21 protein-coding genes and 1 pseudogene are annotated in these 18324 nt (G+C 45.9%); 10 read left to right on the forward strand and 12 right to left on the reverse strand.

All coding sequences use genetic code 11. The annotated features are described in order from the left end of the window. Nucleotides 1–4: 4 nt before the first annotated feature. Nucleotides 5–391, reverse strand: a complete 387-nt coding sequence (locus tag MUN34_RS07505; protein ID WP_247857362.1) for a hypothetical protein — start codon at nt 389–391, stop codon at nt 5–7. Between the two features lie 60 nt (nt 392–451). Between MUN34_RS07505 and MUN34_RS07510 the strand changes: the two genes are divergently transcribed. Beyond that, a complete protein-coding gene (locus MUN34_RS07510; protein WP_247857363.1) occupies nt 452–961 on the forward strand; it encodes a hypothetical protein in 510 nt (169 codons plus the stop codon). Nucleotides 962–986: 25 nt separating this feature from the next. Here the strand turns inward: MUN34_RS07510 and MUN34_RS07515 are convergent, their stop codons facing one another. After that, a complete protein-coding gene (locus MUN34_RS07515; RefSeq protein WP_247857364.1) occupies nt 987–1667 on the reverse strand; it encodes a VOC family protein in 681 nt (226 codons plus the stop codon). A gap of 105 nt (nt 1668–1772) precedes the next feature. Between MUN34_RS07515 and MUN34_RS07520 the strand changes: the two genes are divergently transcribed. Next, nucleotides 1773–2642 carry an alpha/beta fold hydrolase gene (locus MUN34_RS07520; RefSeq protein WP_247857365.1) on the forward strand — a complete coding sequence of 290 codons (870 nt, stop codon included), beginning with the start codon at nt 1773–1775 and terminating at the stop codon, nt 2640–2642. Nucleotides 2643–2725: 83 nt separating this feature from the next. On the opposite strand, the gene MUN34_RS07525 is transcribed toward MUN34_RS07520, so the two are convergent. Further along, a complete protein-coding gene (locus MUN34_RS07525; protein WP_026828515.1) occupies nt 2726–3232 on the reverse strand; it encodes a DNA topology modulation protein in 507 nt (168 codons plus the stop codon). Continuing rightward, complete coding sequence (locus MUN34_RS07530) at nt 3229–4287, reverse strand: DUF871 domain-containing protein (protein ID WP_247857366.1); 1059 nt, start codon at nt 4285–4287, stop codon at nt 3229–3231. Before MUN34_RS07530 ends, MUN34_RS07525 begins: the two co-directional genes overlap by 4 nt. A gap of 134 nt (nt 4288–4421) precedes the next feature. Between MUN34_RS07530 and MUN34_RS07535 the strand changes: the two genes are divergently transcribed. After that, the gene (locus MUN34_RS07535) at nt 4422–4910 is read left to right on the forward strand and encodes a DUF4825 domain-containing protein (protein ID WP_247857367.1); all 489 of its coding nucleotides are present in this window, start codon (nt 4422–4424) and stop codon (nt 4908–4910) included. An 88-nt stretch (nt 4911–4998) separates the two neighbouring features. On the opposite strand, the gene MUN34_RS07540 is transcribed toward MUN34_RS07535, so the two are convergent. From MUN34_RS07540 to MUN34_RS07550, 3 genes are all read right to left on the reverse strand, one after another. After that, nucleotides 4999–6372: a PTS transporter subunit EIIC gene (locus tag MUN34_RS07540; RefSeq protein WP_247857368.1), complete on the reverse strand. Its 1374-nt coding sequence runs from the start codon at nt 6370–6372 to the stop codon at nt 4999–5001. A gap of 12 nt (nt 6373–6384) precedes the next feature. Then, complete coding sequence (gene murQ / locus MUN34_RS07545) at nt 6385–7269, reverse strand: N-acetylmuramic acid 6-phosphate etherase (protein ID WP_247857369.1); 885 nt, start codon at nt 7267–7269, stop codon at nt 6385–6387. 148 nt (nt 7270–7417) lie between these two features. Then, complete coding sequence (locus MUN34_RS07550) at nt 7418–9358, reverse strand: glycoside hydrolase family 3 protein (RefSeq protein ID WP_247857370.1); 1941 nt, start codon at nt 9356–9358, stop codon at nt 7418–7420. A 314-nt stretch (nt 9359–9672) separates the two neighbouring features. Here MUN34_RS07550 and MUN34_RS07555 point away from each other — a divergent pair, with 314 nt between their 5' ends. The 3 genes from MUN34_RS07555 (at nt 9673) to MUN34_RS07565 (ending at nt 11349) form a co-directional block, all read left to right on the forward strand. Next, nucleotides 9673–10335: a type 1 glutamine amidotransferase domain-containing protein gene (locus MUN34_RS07555; protein ID WP_247857371.1), complete on the forward strand. Its 663-nt coding sequence runs from the start codon at nt 9673–9675 to the stop codon at nt 10333–10335. A 266-nt stretch (nt 10336–10601) separates the two neighbouring features. Continuing rightward, complete coding sequence (locus tag MUN34_RS07560) at nt 10602–10817, forward strand: dihydrodipicolinate synthase family protein (protein WP_247857372.1); 216 nt, start codon at nt 10602–10604, stop codon at nt 10815–10817. Between the two features lie 100 nt (nt 10818–10917). Continuing rightward, nucleotides 10918–11349 (forward strand): VOC family protein, encoded by a 432-nt coding sequence (locus MUN34_RS07565; protein ID WP_235188860.1) that lies wholly within the window; start codon nt 10918–10920, stop codon nt 11347–11349. 77 nt (nt 11350–11426) lie between these two features. Here the strand turns inward: MUN34_RS07565 and MUN34_RS16010 are convergent. Further along, nucleotides 11427–11583: pseudogene (locus MUN34_RS16010) on the reverse strand (IS3 family transposase); the annotation flags it as partial. A gap of 167 nt (nt 11584–11750) precedes the next feature. Between MUN34_RS16010 and MUN34_RS07570 the strand changes: the two are divergent. Beyond that, entirely contained in the window at nt 11751–12575 is an 825-nt protein-coding gene (locus tag MUN34_RS07570; protein ID WP_247857373.1) for a dihydrodipicolinate synthase family protein, read from the forward strand. 165 nt (nt 12576–12740) lie between these two features. On the opposite strand, the gene MUN34_RS07575 is transcribed toward MUN34_RS07570, so the two are convergent. Further along, the gene (locus MUN34_RS07575; protein WP_026828525.1) at nt 12741–13151 is read right to left on the reverse strand and encodes an Lrp/AsnC family transcriptional regulator; all 411 of its coding nucleotides are present in this window, start codon (nt 13149–13151) and stop codon (nt 12741–12743) included. Between the two features lie 153 nt (nt 13152–13304). On the opposite strand from MUN34_RS07575, the gene MUN34_RS07580 reads away from it, so the two are divergent. Together MUN34_RS07580 and MUN34_RS07585 are read left to right on the forward strand one after the other, a co-directional pair. After that, a complete protein-coding gene (locus MUN34_RS07580) occupies nt 13305–14069 on the forward strand; it encodes an MBL fold metallo-hydrolase (protein WP_247857375.1) in 765 nt (254 codons plus the stop codon). Between the two features lie 132 nt (nt 14070–14201). Beyond that, nucleotides 14202–15071 carry a PhzF family phenazine biosynthesis protein gene (locus MUN34_RS07585; RefSeq protein ID WP_247857376.1) on the forward strand — a complete coding sequence of 290 codons (870 nt, stop codon included), beginning with the start codon at nt 14202–14204 and terminating at the stop codon, nt 15069–15071. A gap of 19 nt (nt 15072–15090) precedes the next feature. On the opposite strand, the gene MUN34_RS07590 is transcribed toward MUN34_RS07585, so the two are convergent. Together MUN34_RS07590 and MUN34_RS07595 are read right to left on the reverse strand one after the other, a co-directional pair. Then, nucleotides 15091–15381: a hypothetical protein gene (locus tag MUN34_RS07590; RefSeq protein WP_247857377.1), complete on the reverse strand. Its 291-nt coding sequence runs from the start codon at nt 15379–15381 to the stop codon at nt 15091–15093. A gap of 543 nt (nt 15382–15924) precedes the next feature. Next, nucleotides 15925–16245, reverse strand: a complete 321-nt coding sequence (locus tag MUN34_RS07595) for a winged helix-turn-helix transcriptional regulator (protein ID WP_481804377.1) — start codon at nt 16243–16245, stop codon at nt 15925–15927. A 138-nt stretch (nt 16246–16383) separates the two neighbouring features. Between MUN34_RS07595 and MUN34_RS07600 the strand changes: the two genes are divergently transcribed. Further along, a complete protein-coding gene (locus MUN34_RS07600) occupies nt 16384–16962 on the forward strand; it encodes an NAD(P)H-dependent oxidoreductase (RefSeq protein WP_147512593.1) in 579 nt (192 codons plus the stop codon). Between the two features lie 421 nt (nt 16963–17383). On the opposite strand, the gene MUN34_RS07610 is transcribed toward MUN34_RS07600, so the two are convergent. Further along, on the reverse strand, nt 17384–18247 hold the full coding sequence (locus MUN34_RS07610; protein WP_247857380.1) for a LysR family transcriptional regulator: 864 nt from the start codon (nt 18245–18247) through the stop codon (nt 17384–17386). Nucleotides 18248–18324: the final 77 nt, after the last annotated feature.

Genomic DNA, 18324 nt, shown 5'->3' on the forward strand with positions numbered 1-18324 from the left:
TTGGTTACTTGTCGTCCACAAACTGCTCGAACTCCATATGTTCAGGTGCACGGAAGTCATTCTCATTATAACCTGTTTCCTTAAAGCCATAGCCCACGTAGACGGCAGTATAATCTCCATTTTTTTCTCGAACATTAAAAGCATATGACGTCCGGGAGTCATCATGGAACGTAACATCGTAGCCATAACCGTATTTCGAGAAATGACTTTGCATCTGATACTCGTCTTTTTCTAGCCCGTACTGTTGTTCCAGTCGGTCTTCCAAATACAGTTGCCGCAGGATTTTCTGATGAAAGGTATACAAAAAACATGAAACCAACATAAGCACCATCGAAATCAAAATTAAACGTCCAATCCGCCACTTGCCGTTTACTTTCCAAAAGTGTGTCATCAGTGCTCCTTCCCTCCTGTCTCCACGTATGATACGGTACGGATAAGGAAGATATTGTTAATGCAAGTTCCTACTCTTACGAAAGAAGTGATTCACTTGAAAAAACATATTTTGAGCCTTTGTTTCCCGGTCGTCTTTTTAATCGTTCCGTTCTGGACCGATCAACTGTCGCCCTTGTTACAGACACTCTTTTTCCTGATGTTGTTCATCTCGATTTGTCTGTCATTACATACGGGCTGGACATTACTCAGCCCACGCTTTCCGAACTGGACGAAACGCGTCAACAGGATTCATCCGGCACTCGGTATCCTGCTTGGTCTCGTTCTCCTGACGGCATTCGGTTACCTGTTCTTCACCGTTTTTTCGCTCATCACGTTTGGGATCATCCAAAGTATCCTGACGATTGTCCTGATGTATATCGGACTGGCGATTTTTGTCTTTCTCCTCAGTTGTTTCGTCGAAGGGATTACGCGTCAATCCAAAGAGGCGTTGTTTCAGCCCGTCTTGATTTTTGTTTCCGTCTCCTATGTCGTCTTGACGACGTTCGGGATTTTACAGCTCATAGCGTAACCTTTAAATCCGTCTTATGACGGGTTTATTTTTCGTGGTGCAAGACACCTTCTGCATCCAGTCGGACGCGTAGATTCACGTCGAGTTCGAGAACAAGTGGACTGGTAATGGCCGGTTTCGGTGAGAACAACCATGTCCGGGCTTCTCGTCCAAGCAACAGATGTGTCCCGTCTTCCGGTGCTCCGAGGAAATTCAGGAAGTCGACGTTAATCGGTTGATGGTAGCGGTGAAAGACACCGAGTTCAGCAAATTTTGCTCCGACACCAGCGACGTCCGGCGTCGTGACGTTCATTTCTCCGATATCGAGAATGTTATGTACACTGAAGCTGTCAAGCGACTTATTCGGATTGACATCATGGCGGGCAATCAATTCGACGACGTTTTCATCCGGATCATAAAAGTAAACGGAATGGGCATTGATGTTCTCAAAAAAGATTTCGTCTTTCCCGTCCTCGATCAGTAACGGGACACGATGTTGCAACCAGTCCTTTGCCAGCTGAAACGCATCCCCCGGGACGTTAAACGCAAAGTGGTATTGTTTCGGTTGCTCTGTCGTGTCGAGCTCAAACCGAAGTCGGCTCGTCCCGATCTGCACCGTAAACGCTGTTGCCGTTTCCTCGACGAGCGGAAAACCGAGTGTCCCCGTATAAAAGTCCTGCATCGGCTTTATCTGATCCATCCAAAGTGTTACTGCTGTAATTTTCATCTTTCTTCTCCTTTATTATTGATTCAAATTGATTAGCTTTAGTATACAACAAATGATGTATAATACTGGTTAATTAGTAAATAAATCCCTATAGGAGGCAGACAGATGAAACGCTATACACTGGAATGTAACGGGATTTCAACACAGATTACCGAATGGGGCGAAGCGGACCGCCCGGTCATTTTTTGCCTGCACGGTCTTGGCGGGACGAGCCTCAGCTTCATTGAACTGGCCGATGCCTTACAAGATACGTACCGAATCGTTTCGATTGATGCACCCGGTCACGGAAAGACCGAACCGTTTCCGGACGAGCGGGACTATCAGTTTGCCCGCTTTTCCAATTGGCTGAACCGGCTGTTTGAACAGCTCGACATCCAGAACTTTTATTTTCTGTCCCATTCCTGGGGCAGCTTCATCGCACTCTTTTATCAGAAGGAACAGCCGGACCGGGTTCTCGGCTCCATCCTGATTGACGGCGGATATCAGAGCAAACGGTTACGCGGGACACCACTCGAACAGGAATCTGCATTTTACGATACGGATTTCGAAGAGTCCGTCGCGACGTGGGAAGAGTTCCGGGACGTTGCCGTCTACGGACCCAAGATGCGCCGGTCGCCACTGCTTGATCTGGCCGGCAAGGATTTTGTCCGGATGCAGGACGGCCGGTACTACTGGCATGCCCGGGCAAAGACGGCGCGCGCCATCCTGACCGCGATGTATCAGGATGAAATTCTCGATTTCCTCGACACCGTTCCGGGTGACAACCTGGTGTTGCTTCGCGCGACGTTACCCGTTTCCGATGAACCGTTCCGTCAAGAAGCAATCGCTCTGTGGCAGAAAAAAACCGGAGGGACTGTCGTGTCTGCTCCTGCGACTTCCCACATCGTACACTGGGATAATCCGGCATTCGTGTTGCACGTGATTCAGGAACACTGGACCAAGACTCTTGCTGTCAATGAACAGCAACAGCTCTAAATCAGTAAAGGATTGAATGCTTAAAAAACGACTCCCTGTTGTCCGGGAGTCGTTTGCTTTGTTTTCTCTTTTCCACGTACTGCTTAGCCAACACTTTCGATGAACCGCCGGACTTCTTTCCGTGACTTTAACACGATAATTGTCTTCGTTGCTGCCGCTTGAGCAAGTCTCGCTTGAATATCCGGTCGCTGTTCATCCGGATAACGCCACACCCACTTCAAAAAAGCAAAATCGATTTTTTCCGGACACCCGGCCGCCATATCTGGTCGTGACTTATGCCGGTACCGAATCGACCGTTTGAGAATCCGGTAGACACACGTCGTTCGCGGTAGATCAAGAAAGATGATCGTATCCGCCGCGTTGAGCCGGAGGTCCATCGTTCCACCGTAATTTCCGTCGATGATCCAGTCATCCCGGCTGATCAAGTCCGTTTGTATCCGTTGTTGTTCCTCGCGCGGAACTGCCTGCCAGTCCGCCCGCCACAACAAACTGTCGAGATGGTGGACAGAAATACCGAGCCGTTGACCCAGTTGTCTCGCAAGCGTCGACTTACCTGATCCGCCGGAGCCGATCAACATAATCTTTTTCATTCCGTTTCCACCCACTCCAGCCGGAACCGCACGCCGGGACCAATCTGTTGCAGCAGCGGCCGGTCCGCTTCAATCACGCGTCCAATGACATTGACCCGTTCGTCGGCCGCGAGATCCCGTTTGGTGATTTGTAATTCCCCGGCATACCGACCGTAACGCAGATTATCAATCGTAATCGATCCAAGGGGCCGGTCGGATACAGTCGCAGGTTCGAGAAGTTCGTCGCCCGGTCGGCCGTAAGTACGTGACTCGACCGAGCGGATGACATCGCGTGCCGGATCCATCCGATTTGTCTGGACGCTCTTCAACAGGGAATCACCGCCTTGTCCCGTTGCCCGGAGGACAATGATCCCCTCCTGATAGGCAGCAAACTGCCGCATCGTCGTGTCCGACAAGCCGGGGTCCCCGACCAGAATCCGGTCGACGGACGCTTCGAGTTCGAGATAACAGGTAAATGGCGCTTGTCCGCGATGGTCTTCGAGCGTCGGTAACGTTTCGTGAAGCGGACCACGCAGTTGCCCGTCTCCCGGAATGAAGGCTTGGACACGGATTCCCTGTTCACGGAGCCACCGGTTTTTATCATTGAACCAGTCACGATCCAGTCCCGTTTCCGGTCGCGGATAAAAGTTGTGCCACGCCTCGACCTGCTCAAGCACAAGTCCCTCCACTTTCATCGTGTCGAGTTCTTCCGCCGTCAGCGTACTGGCGTTTAAGGCAATCATCAGTTGTCTCGACAAATCGGCGACCTGTTTCGGTGTCACACCATAGTCGACCCGCAGTCCGGTCACTCCCCACTCGCTCAACGTTCCGGCATCGTCCCACGTCTTGCCAAGCGCGGCAAGGGAAGTCGGGGCGATATCCGCGACGAGTTCCATCTCGAGCTGTTGCGCCAGTTGTCCAAGCGTTCGTAAGCGTTCCGTGTACAACGAGGGATCGTCTTCCGGAATATGTAACGAGGTAAAGATTGATGTAAAACCAATCGTCCGCATCTGTCGGATGCTGTCTTTCGCCTCACCTGTCAGTGGTTCACTCAAATAAACGGCAAGTCCTTTCATATGTTTCACTCCTTCTTGTCAGCGTAGTGTTCAAAAACCACCAATTGTTACTAAAGTTCCAATATAAGAATTTTTTAGGAGATACCTCATGAATTATGATACCATTAGTATGAGATACATAAAGGAGAGATTGTATGAAACGAATTTTGATTCTATTCCTGTCGATCGCCTGTCTGGTATTGATCTGGAACGGCTACAGTCAACATGCCGATTCAAAGACGGACCTGTTCCACTATAAACATTCCTATGTCGGCGATAACAGCGCCGTCGCGAACATCGTCAAAGAACTGGCACACCATCAAGAGTTGCATCAAATTGCTCTCGAAACGAAACAAACACCGTATGGCATCCATTTGACTTACAAGGATATCGAGACAGAAAACATCGAACAGGAGATCAAAGAAACGGTCCTGTTCAACGCAACCTACCTGTTTGTCCTCGTCGATAACGTGGACCGGATTACCTTTACCTTCCCGGACTACGATTATACAGTGACACGGGACCAACTCGAACACTGGTACGGTCAAAACCTCAGCACGATAAAACAGGAGTCCGATGTAAAAAAGCTGCTCCAACACCATTTGAAGTCGGAAACCAAGATCAACCAGTTTTTTGCTGACTGATCCTGAACATGATTTGAGTCAAAAAAGATGGAACATCACTGCGACGTGATGTTCCATCTTTTTGTTGTGTGCCGCTCTTTTGCTGATGTTAAATCCCGTCCGCCATTTCTTCCTTGAATCCAAACCAGAATGTAAACAAGAAGCCAAAAACATACGAGATAACGAGACCGCCGATATATGTCAGGTACATCCCGTTAGCAATCAACGGTGTCAATGACAGACCGGATACACCGACCCCAAGTGCTGCTGTCTTCATCGTCGCCTGGAAGGCTCCGCCGACTGCTGCTCCCATACAAGCTGTCAGGAATGGACGGCCGAGCGGTAAGGTGACCCCGTAAAGTAACGGTTCGCCGATACCGAGGAACCCGACCGGAATTGCCCCCTTGATGATGTTGCGCAACCGTTGATTCCGTGTCTTGACGAAAATCGCCATCGCTGCCCCGACTTGCCCGGCTCCCGCCATCGCAAGAATCGGTAGCAGTGCCGTGTTGCCAATCGTATTTAACAGCTCCAAATGAATCGGTGTCAATCCGTGATGGAGACCGACCATGACGAGCGGCAGGAAGAATCCGGCGAGGACGGCACCGGCAAGCGGACCACCGACTTCAAGAATCACGTTGATTGCCTTCATGATGCCGTCAGACAAGACCCCCGCGACCGGCATGATCGCATAGAGTGCCGTAAAGCCGACAATCAAAACAGTAAAGAGTGGTGTAAAGATGATATCAATCGAGACCGGCATGAACCGGCGAATATGTTTTTCCAGATACGTCATCAACCAGGCGGCAAAGATGACCCCAAACAAACCACCCCGACCGACGACTAGCGGTTCACCGTAAATAATTATATCGACAAGTAACGGATTAAATAGAATTCCGCCGGCAATTGCGCCGAGAACCGGTGTGCCACCAAATTCCTTCGCCGTATTCCAACCGACGAGAATCGCTAAGTAGGCAAAGACGGTACTGCCGATCAATAACAGAATCTGCATCCACGTTTCTGTCGCATCAACTCCGGCGTTTTTCGCGAAGTTCGCCGCTCCGTTGATGATCCCCGATGCGACCAGTCCCGGAATGAGCGGAATGAAGATATTTCCCAAACGGCGTAAAAAACGTTTGAACGGTGACTTTTGTTTGTCCTTCACTTTTTGCCGTTCGATAGCAGCCCGTTCTTCAAACGTCAGATTCTCATCGACCGACTCTTCACCGATTGCAAGTCCCGTCTCACGACTCAAATGATCGGCCACCCGGTTGACCGTTCCTGGTCCAACAACGATTTGCAGGGTCTCGTCATCGATGACGCCCATGACACCGTCAATTTGTTTGAGGGCCTGGATGTCCGCTTTCGTCGGATCTTTCAGCGACAACCGGACACGTGTCATACAATGGGCCAGTTGCCGGAGATTGTCTTTTCCCCCGACATGTTCAAGGATGGCGGATGCGAGCACTTCTTCCTTCTTCATGTTCGTCCCCCCTTAAAGCGCGTCGCGGACGAATCCGTGCGCATGTTGTAATCGTTCGACCGCCTCAGTATACGAAACGTCCGCTAAAATCATGACGATCGCCGTCTTGACGTGACCATTCGCCGATGTGAAATAACGCGCGGCTGTCTCAAGATCAACCCCTGTCGCTTCCACGATCATTCGTTTGGCCCGAATTTCGAGTTTTTCATTCGTCGATTGGACATCGACCATCAAGTTTTGGTAGACCTTCCCGACACCAATCATCGCTGCCGTCGAAATCATGTTCAACACGAGCTTTTGTGCCGTGCCGGCCTTCAGGCGTGTCGAGCCGGTCAAGACTTCCGGTCCGGTTTCGACTTCAATTCGGAAGTCCGCGTGTTCACTGATCGCCGCCTGCTTGTTGCAGGACAGGGCAGCCGTCGTCGCACCGACTTCACGTGCATAGTCCAGACCGCCGATCACGTAAGGAGTCCGGCCGCTTGCTGCGATGCCGATGACGGTGTCATTCGCCGTCAGCTGAAGTGCCCGTAAATCTTCGACAGCAAGTGTCTTGCTGTCTTCCGCTCCTTCGACGGCTTTGATCAGTGCCCGTTCGCCCCCGGCAATCAGTCCGACGACCATGTCCGGTGAGACCCCGAACGTCGGCACACATTCGGCCGCATCGAGCACACCGAGTCGGCCGCTCGTTCCGGCTCCGATGTAAATCAATCGTCCGCCCGCTTGAAACGATTGAATAACGCGATCGACGACTTGTTTGATGACCGGTATTTCCTGCTGAATGACAGCAGCGACCGTTTGATCCTCCGCATTCATGACCGTCAACATTTCTTCGACCGACATGTCGTCGAGACGCATCGTCTTTTCATTCCGGCGTTCTGTCGCTAATTTCTCTAACATGACCTTCATCCTCTCTGACAACTCCTTTTACTTTCTATTCGAAAAATATAATAACAATTAAAATTAATAATAAATGAAATTTAATTTCAAAAAGAGTCAATAGGGAAAGCCCAATCGGATTGATTGAGCTTACCTATTCCCTACGTCCTTACCGGTTCCAGTTGCGGAACCCATCCCCAAACTCGAGGTGAAGTTTGTTCCGGAACGTACCGTCTTTGAACTTCGGTACATCAACCGGCAGTTTTCCTTGTGGTTTCACTTCACCAAAGATGGCGTGGATTCCTGCCGGTAAATTCGGTCCAGCTGATTTCGTGTTCCCGGCTTCCGAGTCCGGTCCGTTCGGATCCCCCTTGAAGCCGTAGACAAGCAGTTGCGCTTTTGCGTCCGGTTGCACGGCGACATCATAAGGGTTTCGGAGACTGAGCAGGACGGACGGTGTTTTTGTGCGTTTCGCCTGACGGAACACTTCCGCCGGAACATAATGGTCCGCCGATGTCGCTTTCAGCTTGTCACTGTTGTTAACGTTTGAGCCGACGATGATGTAGTCCGCAGCTGCGATCTTTTCTTGCAGATTCGGATTTTGCTCCAGATGCGGCGTCGACGCCGTATAATTTTCTGTCAATATGTTCACGTGTTTCAAATTGTCCGCGTTTTTCTCAAGCGACCGGATTGTCTTGACCATACTGTCCGTCTGATCTTTTGCCGGTGACAGGACCAGGATCGTCTCCCCTTTTTTGGGTTTGAACGGCAATGTTTTCTTGTCATTTTTAACGAGCGTGACTGCCGCTTCCGTCATTTTCCGCTCAAGTGCCTTATGTTCCGGACTGCCGACAATTGTTTTCGCTTGTGCCAGTTTTTCATCGAGCGTGACCGGTGTGTCCGTTTCATTCCAAATGCCGCGTGTTGCTTTTAACGTCAAAATCCGCGAGACAGACTGATCGATGTCCGCTTCCGACAGCTCACCGCTTTCGACAGCTTCGATCACATCGTCAAAAATCGTCTCGAGTTTCGTCACGTCTTGTGTCGACCGGAGAATCGTCGGCATCAAGGCGATATCGACGCCGGCTTTAAACGTCTTGATGACGGCTTCCGACTCCGTGAAGTTGTCAGCAATCGCCTGCATGTTCAAGGCATCGGTAATGACAAGTCCCTGATACCCGAGCTCTTCCCGCAAGACGCCGGTGATGACGTCATCCGATAACGTCGCCGGTAACGGGAACGTGCCTTGTGTCGATTCGACGACCTCATCTTCGATTTGCGGCATCCCGATATGTCCCGTCATAACCATATCGATTCCTTCAGCAATCGCCCGTTTAAAGGGAATCAGTTCCAGCCGTTTCAGTTCGGCCAGTGATTTATCGACGACCGGCAAGCCGTAATGCGAGTCCACTGCCGTATCCCCGTGTCCCGGGAAGTGTTTTGCCGTCGCAGCGACACCTTGCTTCTGAATGCCTTGCGTCATCGCTGAACCGAGTTTCCCGACCAGGTTCGGATCACTTGAAAACGACCGGACCCCGATGACCGGATTCCCCGGATTGTTGTTGACGTCTAGGACCGGACCAAAGTTGACGTTAATTCCGAGAGCCTTCAACTCGGACCCGATGATGCCGCCTGCCGCTTCCGCATAGGATGCACTCCGGGTCGCGCCAAGTGCCATATTACCCGGCAAATTCGTTCCCGTACCGAGTCGTGTCACGATGCCACCTTCTTGGTCAATCGTCACGAACAACGGGATATCGTTGCTTGTATCCTGCTTGACGACCTCCTGCAAGTCATGGACCAGTTTCGTTGTCTGCTCCGTCTCGCTGACATTTTCCGCAAACAGGATGACGCCCCCTAAATCAAACCGGTCGATGACCCGTCCGACTTCCGGTGCCAGTTGCGTATGATTGACCCCGTCCCATAACCGGAAATCCGGCATGATCATTTGTCCGATTTTCTGCTCAAGTGTCATCTGCTCCAGTTGTGCGTCGACTCGTTGCGTAACGGATGGTGTCGTTTCGGCCGCGACCGGTTGTATTGGCAGCGACGCGGCGAGTAGCGCCGTCGTCAATCCGAGTGTTGCTGTCCAGTTGAGTTTCTGTCCCATATGCTCAGCTCCCCTTTTGTTTTGACCCCTGCTTGAACTGCTTCTACATCCACTGTTTGGCGTTTTTCCAACCGCCGTTGGTACTTTCCCCTGCGTTCACCGTTAGTATAGCAACCACCTTACAAAGAAACAATGTTTTATTTGAAAGCGTAATCAATATGAAACAAAATTTCTATTTATATTATTCAATAGTATGAAGTCTTCTATAAATTTATTTATATATAGACCTATTTTTATTAATTTGTTTTTACATCAACTACGCGCTATTCTAATCACGTAGCGAATTACTGAACACATCCAAGGAGGAAATAAACATGAGTAAACACGTATTAATGGTCGTCACAAACGCCAGCAAAATGAAAGAAGGACATGCAACAGGCATTTGGTTATCCGAGTTCGGCGAAGCCTATGTTGCGTTCCAAAAAGAAGGCTATACGATTACGGTCGCCAGTCCAAACGGTGGACTTTCGCCAATCGACGCCCGCAGTCTCGAAGACGACGTACCGGCAGACATTCAAGCCACGGCCCCACTGCTCGAAAACACACTCGATCTGAAATCCATCAGCGACTTCAGTCCGTTTGATGCAATCTTCATGCCGGGTGGTCACGGTACGATGTTCGACTTGCCACACAGCGATGTCTTGAACCACGCACTACGGACGTTGTTCGAAGCGGGTAAAACCGTTGCTGCCGTCTGTCATGGACCAGCTGGACTCGTCAGTGCGACACTGACAGACGGAACACCACTCGTCGCCGGTAAAACGATCGCAACGTTCACGGATGAAGAAGAACGCGCGACAGGACTCGACATCTACATGCCGTTCCTGCTTGAGACACGTCTCCGCGAACTTGGTGCGAACATCATCGTCGCCGACAACTTCACAGAAAACGTTCAAGTCGACGGAAATCTTGTAACAGGTCAAAATCCACAATCTACGGTTGCGGTTGCAAATGCCGTCATCAAGACACTTAACTAAACAATCAAGGGAGATCCTTTTTTACGAAGGATCTCTCAGACTGAAGACAAAAAACGATTTTTCTCGTAATCGAGAAGAATCGTTTTTTTGCTGGCTTCTAATCGTTTTCACTAAACAAACATTGTTTTTGAACTTTATAATTTCTACGTTTGTTCATCTGGAATGCTAAGTATGAATATGTCATACTACTCTCGAATAACACGGAGTTCATCCAAAAAACTTAGGGCGAAGGAGTAATTATATGTTGAAAGAAGTCTTTCACATTGGTGTCAACTGCATTTTTCCGAGATGTAGCCCTGAATGTAAACGGAACAATTGAACATATTCGATATTTATTCGACCAAGGAGAAAAGTCGATTCTTGTGTGCGGATCGACTGGAGAGCAACATAGCCTGGAACTGAAAGAAAAATTATTTTTACTAGAGGCATTAATGATTGCTCACGAGCACATGATCGAACATAACAAAATCGGTAAGAGTTGACCAAATGACCCCAGAATTGAAGGAAAAACGAGACTCTAGGATCAAAACTCCTGAGAAAAATCGCGAAATGAATCTTGAGGGCCAACTATAAGAAAAGGAAGTGTTTCAAACGATACAGTCTGTTGTATATATTGCATTGGTTGTTGATGACTATGATGAAGCCATTAATTTTTATACGAAAAAGTTAGATTTCACATTACTTGAAGATTCCTATCAAGAAGAACAGGATAAACGCTGGGTTGTAGTTGCTCCTCCAGGAACACTTGGAACTGCAATACTACTTGCAAAAGCTTCGAAAACAGAACAGCTTCCGTTCGTAGGTAATCAAACCGGCGGCCGAGTTTTCCTATTCCTTGGAACAGATGATTTTTGGAGAGATTACAACAAAATGATTGAAAAAGGAATTAAATTCGAAAGAGAACCTAAAGAGCAGCCTTACGGAATTGTAGCTGTATTTAAAGACTTGTACGGAAACCTGTGGGACTTGATTCAATTCAAAGCAGACCATCCAATGTTCAAACGAATAAATTGAACTACTTCCCACCTACGCTACGCTTAGAGGTGTAGGATTCTTGAGTTATTCGACCTAACAGCCGAAAAATTATCAGGCTAACCCCGTCGTCCAAGTTGTTTATGGAGGCGCTCTTTGTTATAGAAGTAGGTTGCGATGTAGAATTCCAGCTCTTCATAGGCTTGAAACTCATGCAAATAATACAGCTCTGACTTCAAAGCACCACAAAAAGCCCTCGATTGGGACATTGTCGAGAAGAATCGTTTTTTTGCTGGTTTCTAGTCGTTTTTACTAAACAAACATTGTTTTTGAACTTTATTATTTCTACGTTTTTTCATCTGGAATGCTAAGTATGAATATGTCATACTACTCTCGAATAACACGGAGTTCATACAAAATACTGAGGACAAAGGAGCAATAATATGTTGAAAGAAGCCTTTCACATTGCTGTGCCAACTGCATTTTTTCCAGATGAAACTTTGAATGTAGACGGAACAATTGAACATATTCGATATTTGGTCGACCAAGGAGAAAGGTCGATTCTTGTGTGCGGATCGACTGGAGAGCAACATAGCCTGGAACTGAAAGAAAAATTAGTTTTACTCGAGGCATTGATGAATGAATCATATTTACTTAATGACGAGATAGAGGTTTTATTTGGAGTATCCGCAATTAGACAAAAAGAAGCCGTTGACTTAGCTCACGCCATAAAAGAGACTCGAATTGCGGGAATATTGCTAGGATATAGTCCGTATCTCCTGCCATCACAAACAGAAGCTCTACGGTACTCTGAAACAATCATTCAAGCTAGTCAAAAAGATACCATTCTCTACAATAACCCCGGTCGGACAGGATTTGATTTATCCATTGAAAGTATCATTCAATTAAGTGCTCAAGACAAAGTCATCGGAATAAAAGAAGCCGGTAATAAGAATAAAGTAGAACGATTACAAGAACACATCAGTGACTTTTATTATTATGCGGGGGGAGAAGTGGATTTGAAAGATAAAGTCGCTTTAGGGTTCAATCGATTATCTTCCATATCAGGCAATGTATATCCGAAGGAAATAAGAAAATGGTTTTTTTCTTTGATCGAAAATACGCTACTTGCAGAGAGCGAGCAAAAAGAGGTCACCGCCTTGATCAACACAGTGTTTGCCGGTTCTCCTATCGTTCATCTTAAACGAGAGATCAATGCAAAAGGAATTGCGATGGGAATTTGTCGAAGCCCTTTAGGAAATTGTTAATCGATTTCATTCGCCTTCGCTACTTTTGTCATTCAAACAATGCGGAAACATCATATTCTCCATATGAGCTTCCCAATCAAGAAGAAAGTCGTTGTCCGTCTCTTCTTTCTTCTTGATTGAAGTTTATGTTTAGCCGGTCGAATCTGGACAAAACAACATGACAGTTCATGGTTCGATGACGATTGAGAGTTTGTAGTTCACATACTTACTTAACCCTTTCAAAAAGGCGTTCAGTTCACCATTTGATGGAAATCTGCACTCCAATAGGTAACATGATTCACCACTCAGTTTATAATTTCGCCTGACATATTTACGATGTTCTTCTAAGAACAATAAATAGGGATCATGGAACGAGGAAATCATAAAGATGTTCACCATCGCATGAACGGTGTTTCCTATCTTCTCTTCATCCACCGTAATGGAATAGTTCCGGATAACGTCAGATTCTTCAAGTTTCTTCACCCGAGTTGCTACCGCTTGTCCAGTCAAATGTACACGTTCTCCGAGTTCCCGCATCGTCATCCGACTATTTCGGTTTAGTTCTTCCAAAATTCTATAATCTGTTCGATCAAGCATGGCTGCTCCTCCTTTATTCGCAAAAGAACGATCTATCATGACATCACTTTCAAATATCAAGTTTTTTTATCTATTTACTTGATTTCTTCTATGTCTTATTCGCACATTCTTTTTTTATACTATATTTATCATACGATAAAAGGAGAAATGATGATGAATATTCAACTTATCCGAAATGCGACAATCCGACTGGAGTACGCGGGACTTACTCTCTTAGTTGATCCATTTTTGGCAGATCAAGGTGCGTACCCTGCATTTCCGAACTCAGTCCGACAAGACAAAAAAAATCCTTTGGTAGACTTACCTCTGACGGTAGAAGAAATTATCGATGGCGTGGATGCGGTGATTCTGACCCACCTCCATCTTGATCATTACGATGAAGTCGCCAAACAACATCTGCCGAAGGATGTGAAAGTATTCGTTCAAAATACCGAAGATCAAGCTCTGATCGAAAATGATGGATTCACCAACGTCGAACTATTGACGGATGAATCTACATTTAAAGAAGTAGAACTCATTAAAGTAAAGGGGGAACATGGACGAGGCGAGATTCTGAAACTGACAGGTGAAGTATGCGGAGTCATTCTCAAACATGATACAGAACAAACACTATATATTGCAGGCGATACTGTTTGGTATGAGGAGGTTTCAGAAAATATTAAGTCACACGCCCCTTCCGTCATCGTCGTGAACGCCGGCGACAATCAATTCCATGAAGGAGGCTCTCTCGTGATGGGGAAAGAAGACGTACATGCTGTTCATCAATCAGCACCAGACGCCTCCATCATCGCCGTCCATATGGAAGCCGTCAATCATTGGACTTTATCAAGAGAAGACTTACGTAGATTTGCGACGTCGAAGCATTTTTCTAGTAAACTCGTCGTTCCTGAAGACGGTCAAATCATTAATACTCTATAAAAATCTGTATCCCGATGTTGATTCCGCTTGAACTTCCTCCCCCGCCTACACTTAGAGGGGGAGGATTCCTAAGTGAAAATGACACGGAGGTGCTTTCCGCTAAATTTCAAACATTTGAAAAGGAGTAGACTCATGAAACAAGAGGTGTTTACAGTCCGATCTTTCGCAAAAGATACCATTGGAGGGAATGAAGCAGGAGTAGTCTTAAATGCAAATCATTTGAAAGAAGACCAGATGAAAAAAATTGCGCTGCTTTTGGGTTACAGTGAAACAGCTTTTGTGAGCGAATCGGATATTGGAGATTTCAAAGTCCGCTTCTTTACTCCAGAATATGAAGTAGATCTTTGCGGCCATGCGACGCTCGCTGTTTTTCATATTTTATTCAGTGAAAAAATCATAAGTACAGGCACTTTTTCACAAGAAACCCAAGCTGGAGTGTTAGAGGTTGAAGTAAAGCAGGACGGGACCATCATGATGAATCAAAACCGGCCACAATTTTTGGATATATTACAGAAGGACGAAATAGAACGGTCATTAAACATTGATCCCACTGAAATATTAAGTGATTTGCCCATTCAGATCGTTTCTACAGGTCTAAGAGATATCATCATCCCGATTAAAAACCTTAAAACACTTCAGCGAATAAAACCAAACTTTTCCGAGATTGCAGCTGTCAGTAAAAAATATGACACTATAGGGTATCATCTATTTTCATTCGATACCTTGGGTAACGCAAATGCACATACAAGAAATTTCGCGCCTTTATACGGTATCCCAGAAGAGTCTGCTACAGGAACATCCAATGGTGCTTTAAGTTGTTACTTATTCAACTATAAAAAACTGGAGAACAAATCCGTAGAAAACATTGTGATTGAACAAGGTTATACAATGAAGAAACCTTCAGAAATTTTTATTGGATTGCTATGCGATGAAACCGGAATTACACGTGTAACCGTTGGTGGTAGAGCTGTCTTAATCGAAAAAAGAGTTTTGGATGTGTAAAAAAGAGACCGAGACATTATTAGCTGACTACACCTGTTTCACTACAATAAAATTCTACTGGAATGTTGTGAGTTGAAATAACTCCATTGGAAGAAAATTTCCCGCCAACAGAAATATCGTAGGTTCTTCCTCCATCGATCATAACAGTCGAATATCCTGACTGAGTCCATTTTCCTTTACTCGACGTATCTTTAGATGTTACCGAGTTAACATCTGAGAAGAATTGTCGACCTGCTGATGCTCCGTTGACCAATGAGACAGTCAATACAGCACCTAATGCCGTTGACAACAATGCATTTTTCACGTTCATTTTGTTCCCTCTTTCTTTTTTCAGCATATTTAATACACTGTAAAAATAGCACGATGTTGAAATTTTTTTATACTTTTACAATTCGTTTTTCTTATCTTAATCACATTATTTTTTAATAGTTAATTACTTACATTGAATTTATTGTTTGACTAAAAAGAAAACTATTATAGAGTTAAAAAATATTAAAATATGAATTTGTGATATTCAATTAATTTTTATTGAAAACGTATTTTTCACTTTATTTTTATCAATTCCTTATAGCAAAAAATGATTCCCAATATCTTCCACTCTATATTTTCAGTCGCAAATGTAGAGGCTACTCATGCATGAGCTACATTGCTCTTTTTACTCGAATGGAGAGACTGTGACATAACTAGCTGACTTTTATAGAAGAAGGCCCTCGAAACGTTTTTCGTTTCGAGGGCCTTCTCATTTATAAAGCTGAGTTATGTCCCAGTCTCATTTTTTTCAATAAACTTCTTTAGAATCAGCTAGTCATGTCCAAGCTTCTTTCCTTTTAATTTCTTAAACTATACTGTTTTTTTATTTCAATTGTCTTTCTCCCCAATCACAAATCACATCCATAACCGGAATTAACGATAAACCACGTTCAGATAAGCTGTACTCTACTTTAGGAGGGACTTGAGGATATTCTTTACGTCGTATTAAAGAATCTTTTTCTAACTCTTTCAAAGTATTGGATAACGTTTTGAAGGAAATAATACCGAGTTGACGTTTGAGTTCATTATAGCGAATCGGCCCGCCGTATAGATACAATGTATATAAAATTTTCATTTTATATTTTCCTCCTATTAATGACAAAGTGTAGCCAAAGCCTGTATTAGTTAGAACACTTTGGGATATACAAGAGTCGACTTCTACCTTTACATTCACATTTACACTCTCCTTTTGGTTAGTATCTAACTTTAATTACCGTACTTGTCTCCTTTTATAGCACAAAATACAATACATGTGTACCACAAAAAAGAGGAGGAATTTTTAATGAAGACTATTGTTTATGCACACCCATGGGAGGGCAGTTACAATCATGCGATTTTAACCGCCATTACAAAAGACTTACGTGAGAAAAACCAAGAATTTCAAGTAATCGATCTTTACAAAGACGGTTTTAATCCTGTTTATTCTGCGGAAGAACTTAAACTATTCAGCCAAGGGGAAACCACCTATCCTTTAGTGAAAGAGTATCAACAACAATTAAACAAGACGACTGAGTTGATTTTCGTCTTCCCTATCTGGTGGTTTGACCTACCTGCTATTTTGAAAGGGTTCATTGATAAAGTGATGCTCTTTGGTTTCGGTTATTTGGAAGACGAAGAAGGAAATTTGACAGGATTATTGACACACATCACAAAAACAACTATCGTCACTACGTCTACTGCAGAGCAGAACTTCTTAGAGAACGAGGGTGGTAATGCAATTCAAGGTGTATTCATCAACCGGACACTTGCCGATATCGGTATTAAAAATGATCTGACTAAGTGGATTCATTTTTCTCGAGTAAACTTGACTACAGATGAAGACCGAAAACAATTCCTCGACGAAATTGCTCAGAAAATCTGAGGAGTACAGAAATTATAAGAACACTAAAACTGTCTTTGGACACAATCGTAAAGAATACGTCGAATTGTGGCGTTCAAGATACGGCCTGTGACCTGTTTCGAATGGGCGAAACGAACCCATTTCAGCTTCGGAAGTTTGAGCTGGTTGCACCCAATCGAGACTTCAGGAAATTGGTTTTTGCCTTGGATGTTGGTCTTGTACGACTGGACGGGATGGCGCTTGGACTTGAAACGAGGGCATTCGTTCGCTCGATACCGCTTCCTAGGGAAAAACAAGCAAGAGCGACCCTGCAGCGAAGCGAAGCGGCGCAATGCTTGTCTCAGGAAAACGATTCGAGGCGAATAAAAAAAAACGATCTTTCTTGTTTAAGAGAAAAATCGCATTTTGTCTTCAGTCTGAAAGTAGAATCCGCAATCGGATTCTACTTTTTGCGTTGCAGGGCGGCTAAAATATCGAGCATCAACGGATCATGCCGCGATTCGGTCCGGTACGCCATGTAGATATGGTTCGTCGCAAAACGCTCCGGTGCGATGACTTGAATCGTTTCGTCTTTCAGCGCTTGACGAATCAAATAATCCGGCAACACACTGACACCATGCGAAGAAGCGACGGCTTTTAATATGGCATCGACGTTAGGCAACACCATCTCCGGTCGAATGTCCGGCCGTTCTCCAAACTGTGTCTGGTAATACCGCCGGATGATCGGCAGTTCGAGTCCGTAGCTGATCCACGGCTGACGATCCATCCAGTCCTTCAAATCATCGTCCGGTTGCTCCCATGTGTGAGGGGCGACGAGGAAAAACGTCTCGTCGGCAATCGGAATGTACTGGATACCCGGTTCTTCAATTCGTTTCGTCGAGATGACAAAATCGAGTTCACCTATTGCGAGCCGCTTCAGCAATTGGTCGGTCAAGCCGAAATCGCCGATGTACTGGGCGAGATCAAGCGGCAGGACCGGAATCACTTCGTGGGTGATGAATTCAGTCGGACCACCGAACTTCAACAGCGGACGCACCTGCTCACCTGCGACATATTTCATTTCGAGCGACAGTTCTTCCAAGCGGTCAATCAAACCGACGACTTGCGTATACAGCTCCTTGCCAGCATCCGTCGGAACCATCTGCCGCGGGGCGCGAATGAACAACGAGCTTTGCAATTCCGCCTCGAGGGCCGCGATATGCTGGCTGACGGCGGGTTGCGTCAAAAAACGGATCCGTGCGGCCGCTGAGACCGAACGTTGTTGGTACACATGGATGAAGCTCCGGTACCATTCAAAATCTATCATTGTATTCGCTCCTTTTCCTGCGATACTTTAAGTATAAGGAGCCGTCAGGCATTAGACAAATAACATTTCAAGCAAGC

It is taken from the genome of Exiguobacterium sp. 17-1, assembly GCF_023096305.1.
Classification (GTDB): domain Bacteria; phylum Bacillota; class Bacilli; order Exiguobacteriales; family Exiguobacteriaceae; genus Exiguobacterium_A; species Exiguobacterium_A sibiricum_A.

Bases quoted from the DNA above. Each gene is read 5' to 3' on its own strand.
- MUN34_RS07570 (WP_247857373.1), top strand. From the start codon at position 11,751: ATGTTGAAAGAAGCCTTTCACATTGCTGTGCCAACTGCATTTTTTCCA.
- MUN34_RS07505 (WP_247857362.1), bottom strand. From the start codon at position 391: ATGACACACTTTTGGAAAGTAAACGGCAAGTGGCGGATTGGACGTTTA.
- MUN34_RS07525 (WP_026828515.1), bottom strand. From the start codon at position 3,232: ATGAAAAAGATTATGTTGATCGGCTCCGGCGGATCAGGTAAGTCGACG.
- MUN34_RS07580 (WP_247857375.1), top strand. From the start codon at position 13,305: ATGAATATTCAACTTATCCGAAATGCGACAATCCGACTGGAGTACGCG.
- MUN34_RS07610 (WP_247857380.1), bottom strand. From the start codon at position 18,247: ATGATAGATTTTGAATGGTACCGGAGCTTCATCCATGTGTACCAACAA.
- murQ (WP_247857369.1), bottom strand. From the start codon at position 7,269: ATGTTAGAGAAATTAGCGACAGAACGCCGGAATGAAAAGACGATGCGT.
- MUN34_RS07550 (WP_247857370.1), bottom strand. From the start codon at position 9,358: ATGGGACAGAAACTCAACTGGACAGCAACACTCGGATTGACGACGGCG.
- MUN34_RS07535 (WP_247857367.1), top strand. From the start codon at position 4,422: ATGAAACGAATTTTGATTCTATTCCTGTCGATCGCCTGTCTGGTATTG.
- MUN34_RS07575 (WP_026828525.1), bottom strand. From the start codon at position 13,151: ATGCTTGATCGAACAGATTATAGAATTTTGGAAGAACTAAACCGAAAT.
- MUN34_RS07540 (WP_247857368.1), bottom strand. From the start codon at position 6,372: ATGAAGAAGGAAGAAGTGCTCGCATCCGCCATCCTTGAACATGTCGGG.
- MUN34_RS07590 (WP_247857377.1), bottom strand. From the start codon at position 15,381: ATGAACGTGAAAAATGCATTGTTGTCAACGGCATTAGGTGCTGTATTG.
- MUN34_RS07515 (WP_247857364.1), bottom strand. From the start codon at position 1,667: ATGAAAATTACAGCAGTAACACTTTGGATGGATCAGATAAAGCCGATG.
- MUN34_RS07555 (WP_247857371.1), top strand. From the start codon at position 9,673: ATGAGTAAACACGTATTAATGGTCGTCACAAACGCCAGCAAAATGAAA.
- MUN34_RS07600 (WP_147512593.1), top strand. From the start codon at position 16,384: ATGAAGACTATTGTTTATGCACACCCATGGGAGGGCAGTTACAATCAT.
- MUN34_RS07530 (WP_247857366.1), bottom strand. From the start codon at position 4,287: ATGAAAGGACTTGCCGTTTATTTGAGTGAACCACTGACAGGTGAGGCG.
- MUN34_RS07585 (WP_247857376.1), top strand. From the start codon at position 14,202: ATGAAACAAGAGGTGTTTACAGTCCGATCTTTCGCAAAAGATACCATT.
- MUN34_RS07510 (WP_247857363.1), top strand. From the start codon at position 452: ATGCAAGTTCCTACTCTTACGAAAGAAGTGATTCACTTGAAAAAACAT.
- MUN34_RS07520 (WP_247857365.1), top strand. From the start codon at position 1,773: ATGAAACGCTATACACTGGAATGTAACGGGATTTCAACACAGATTACC.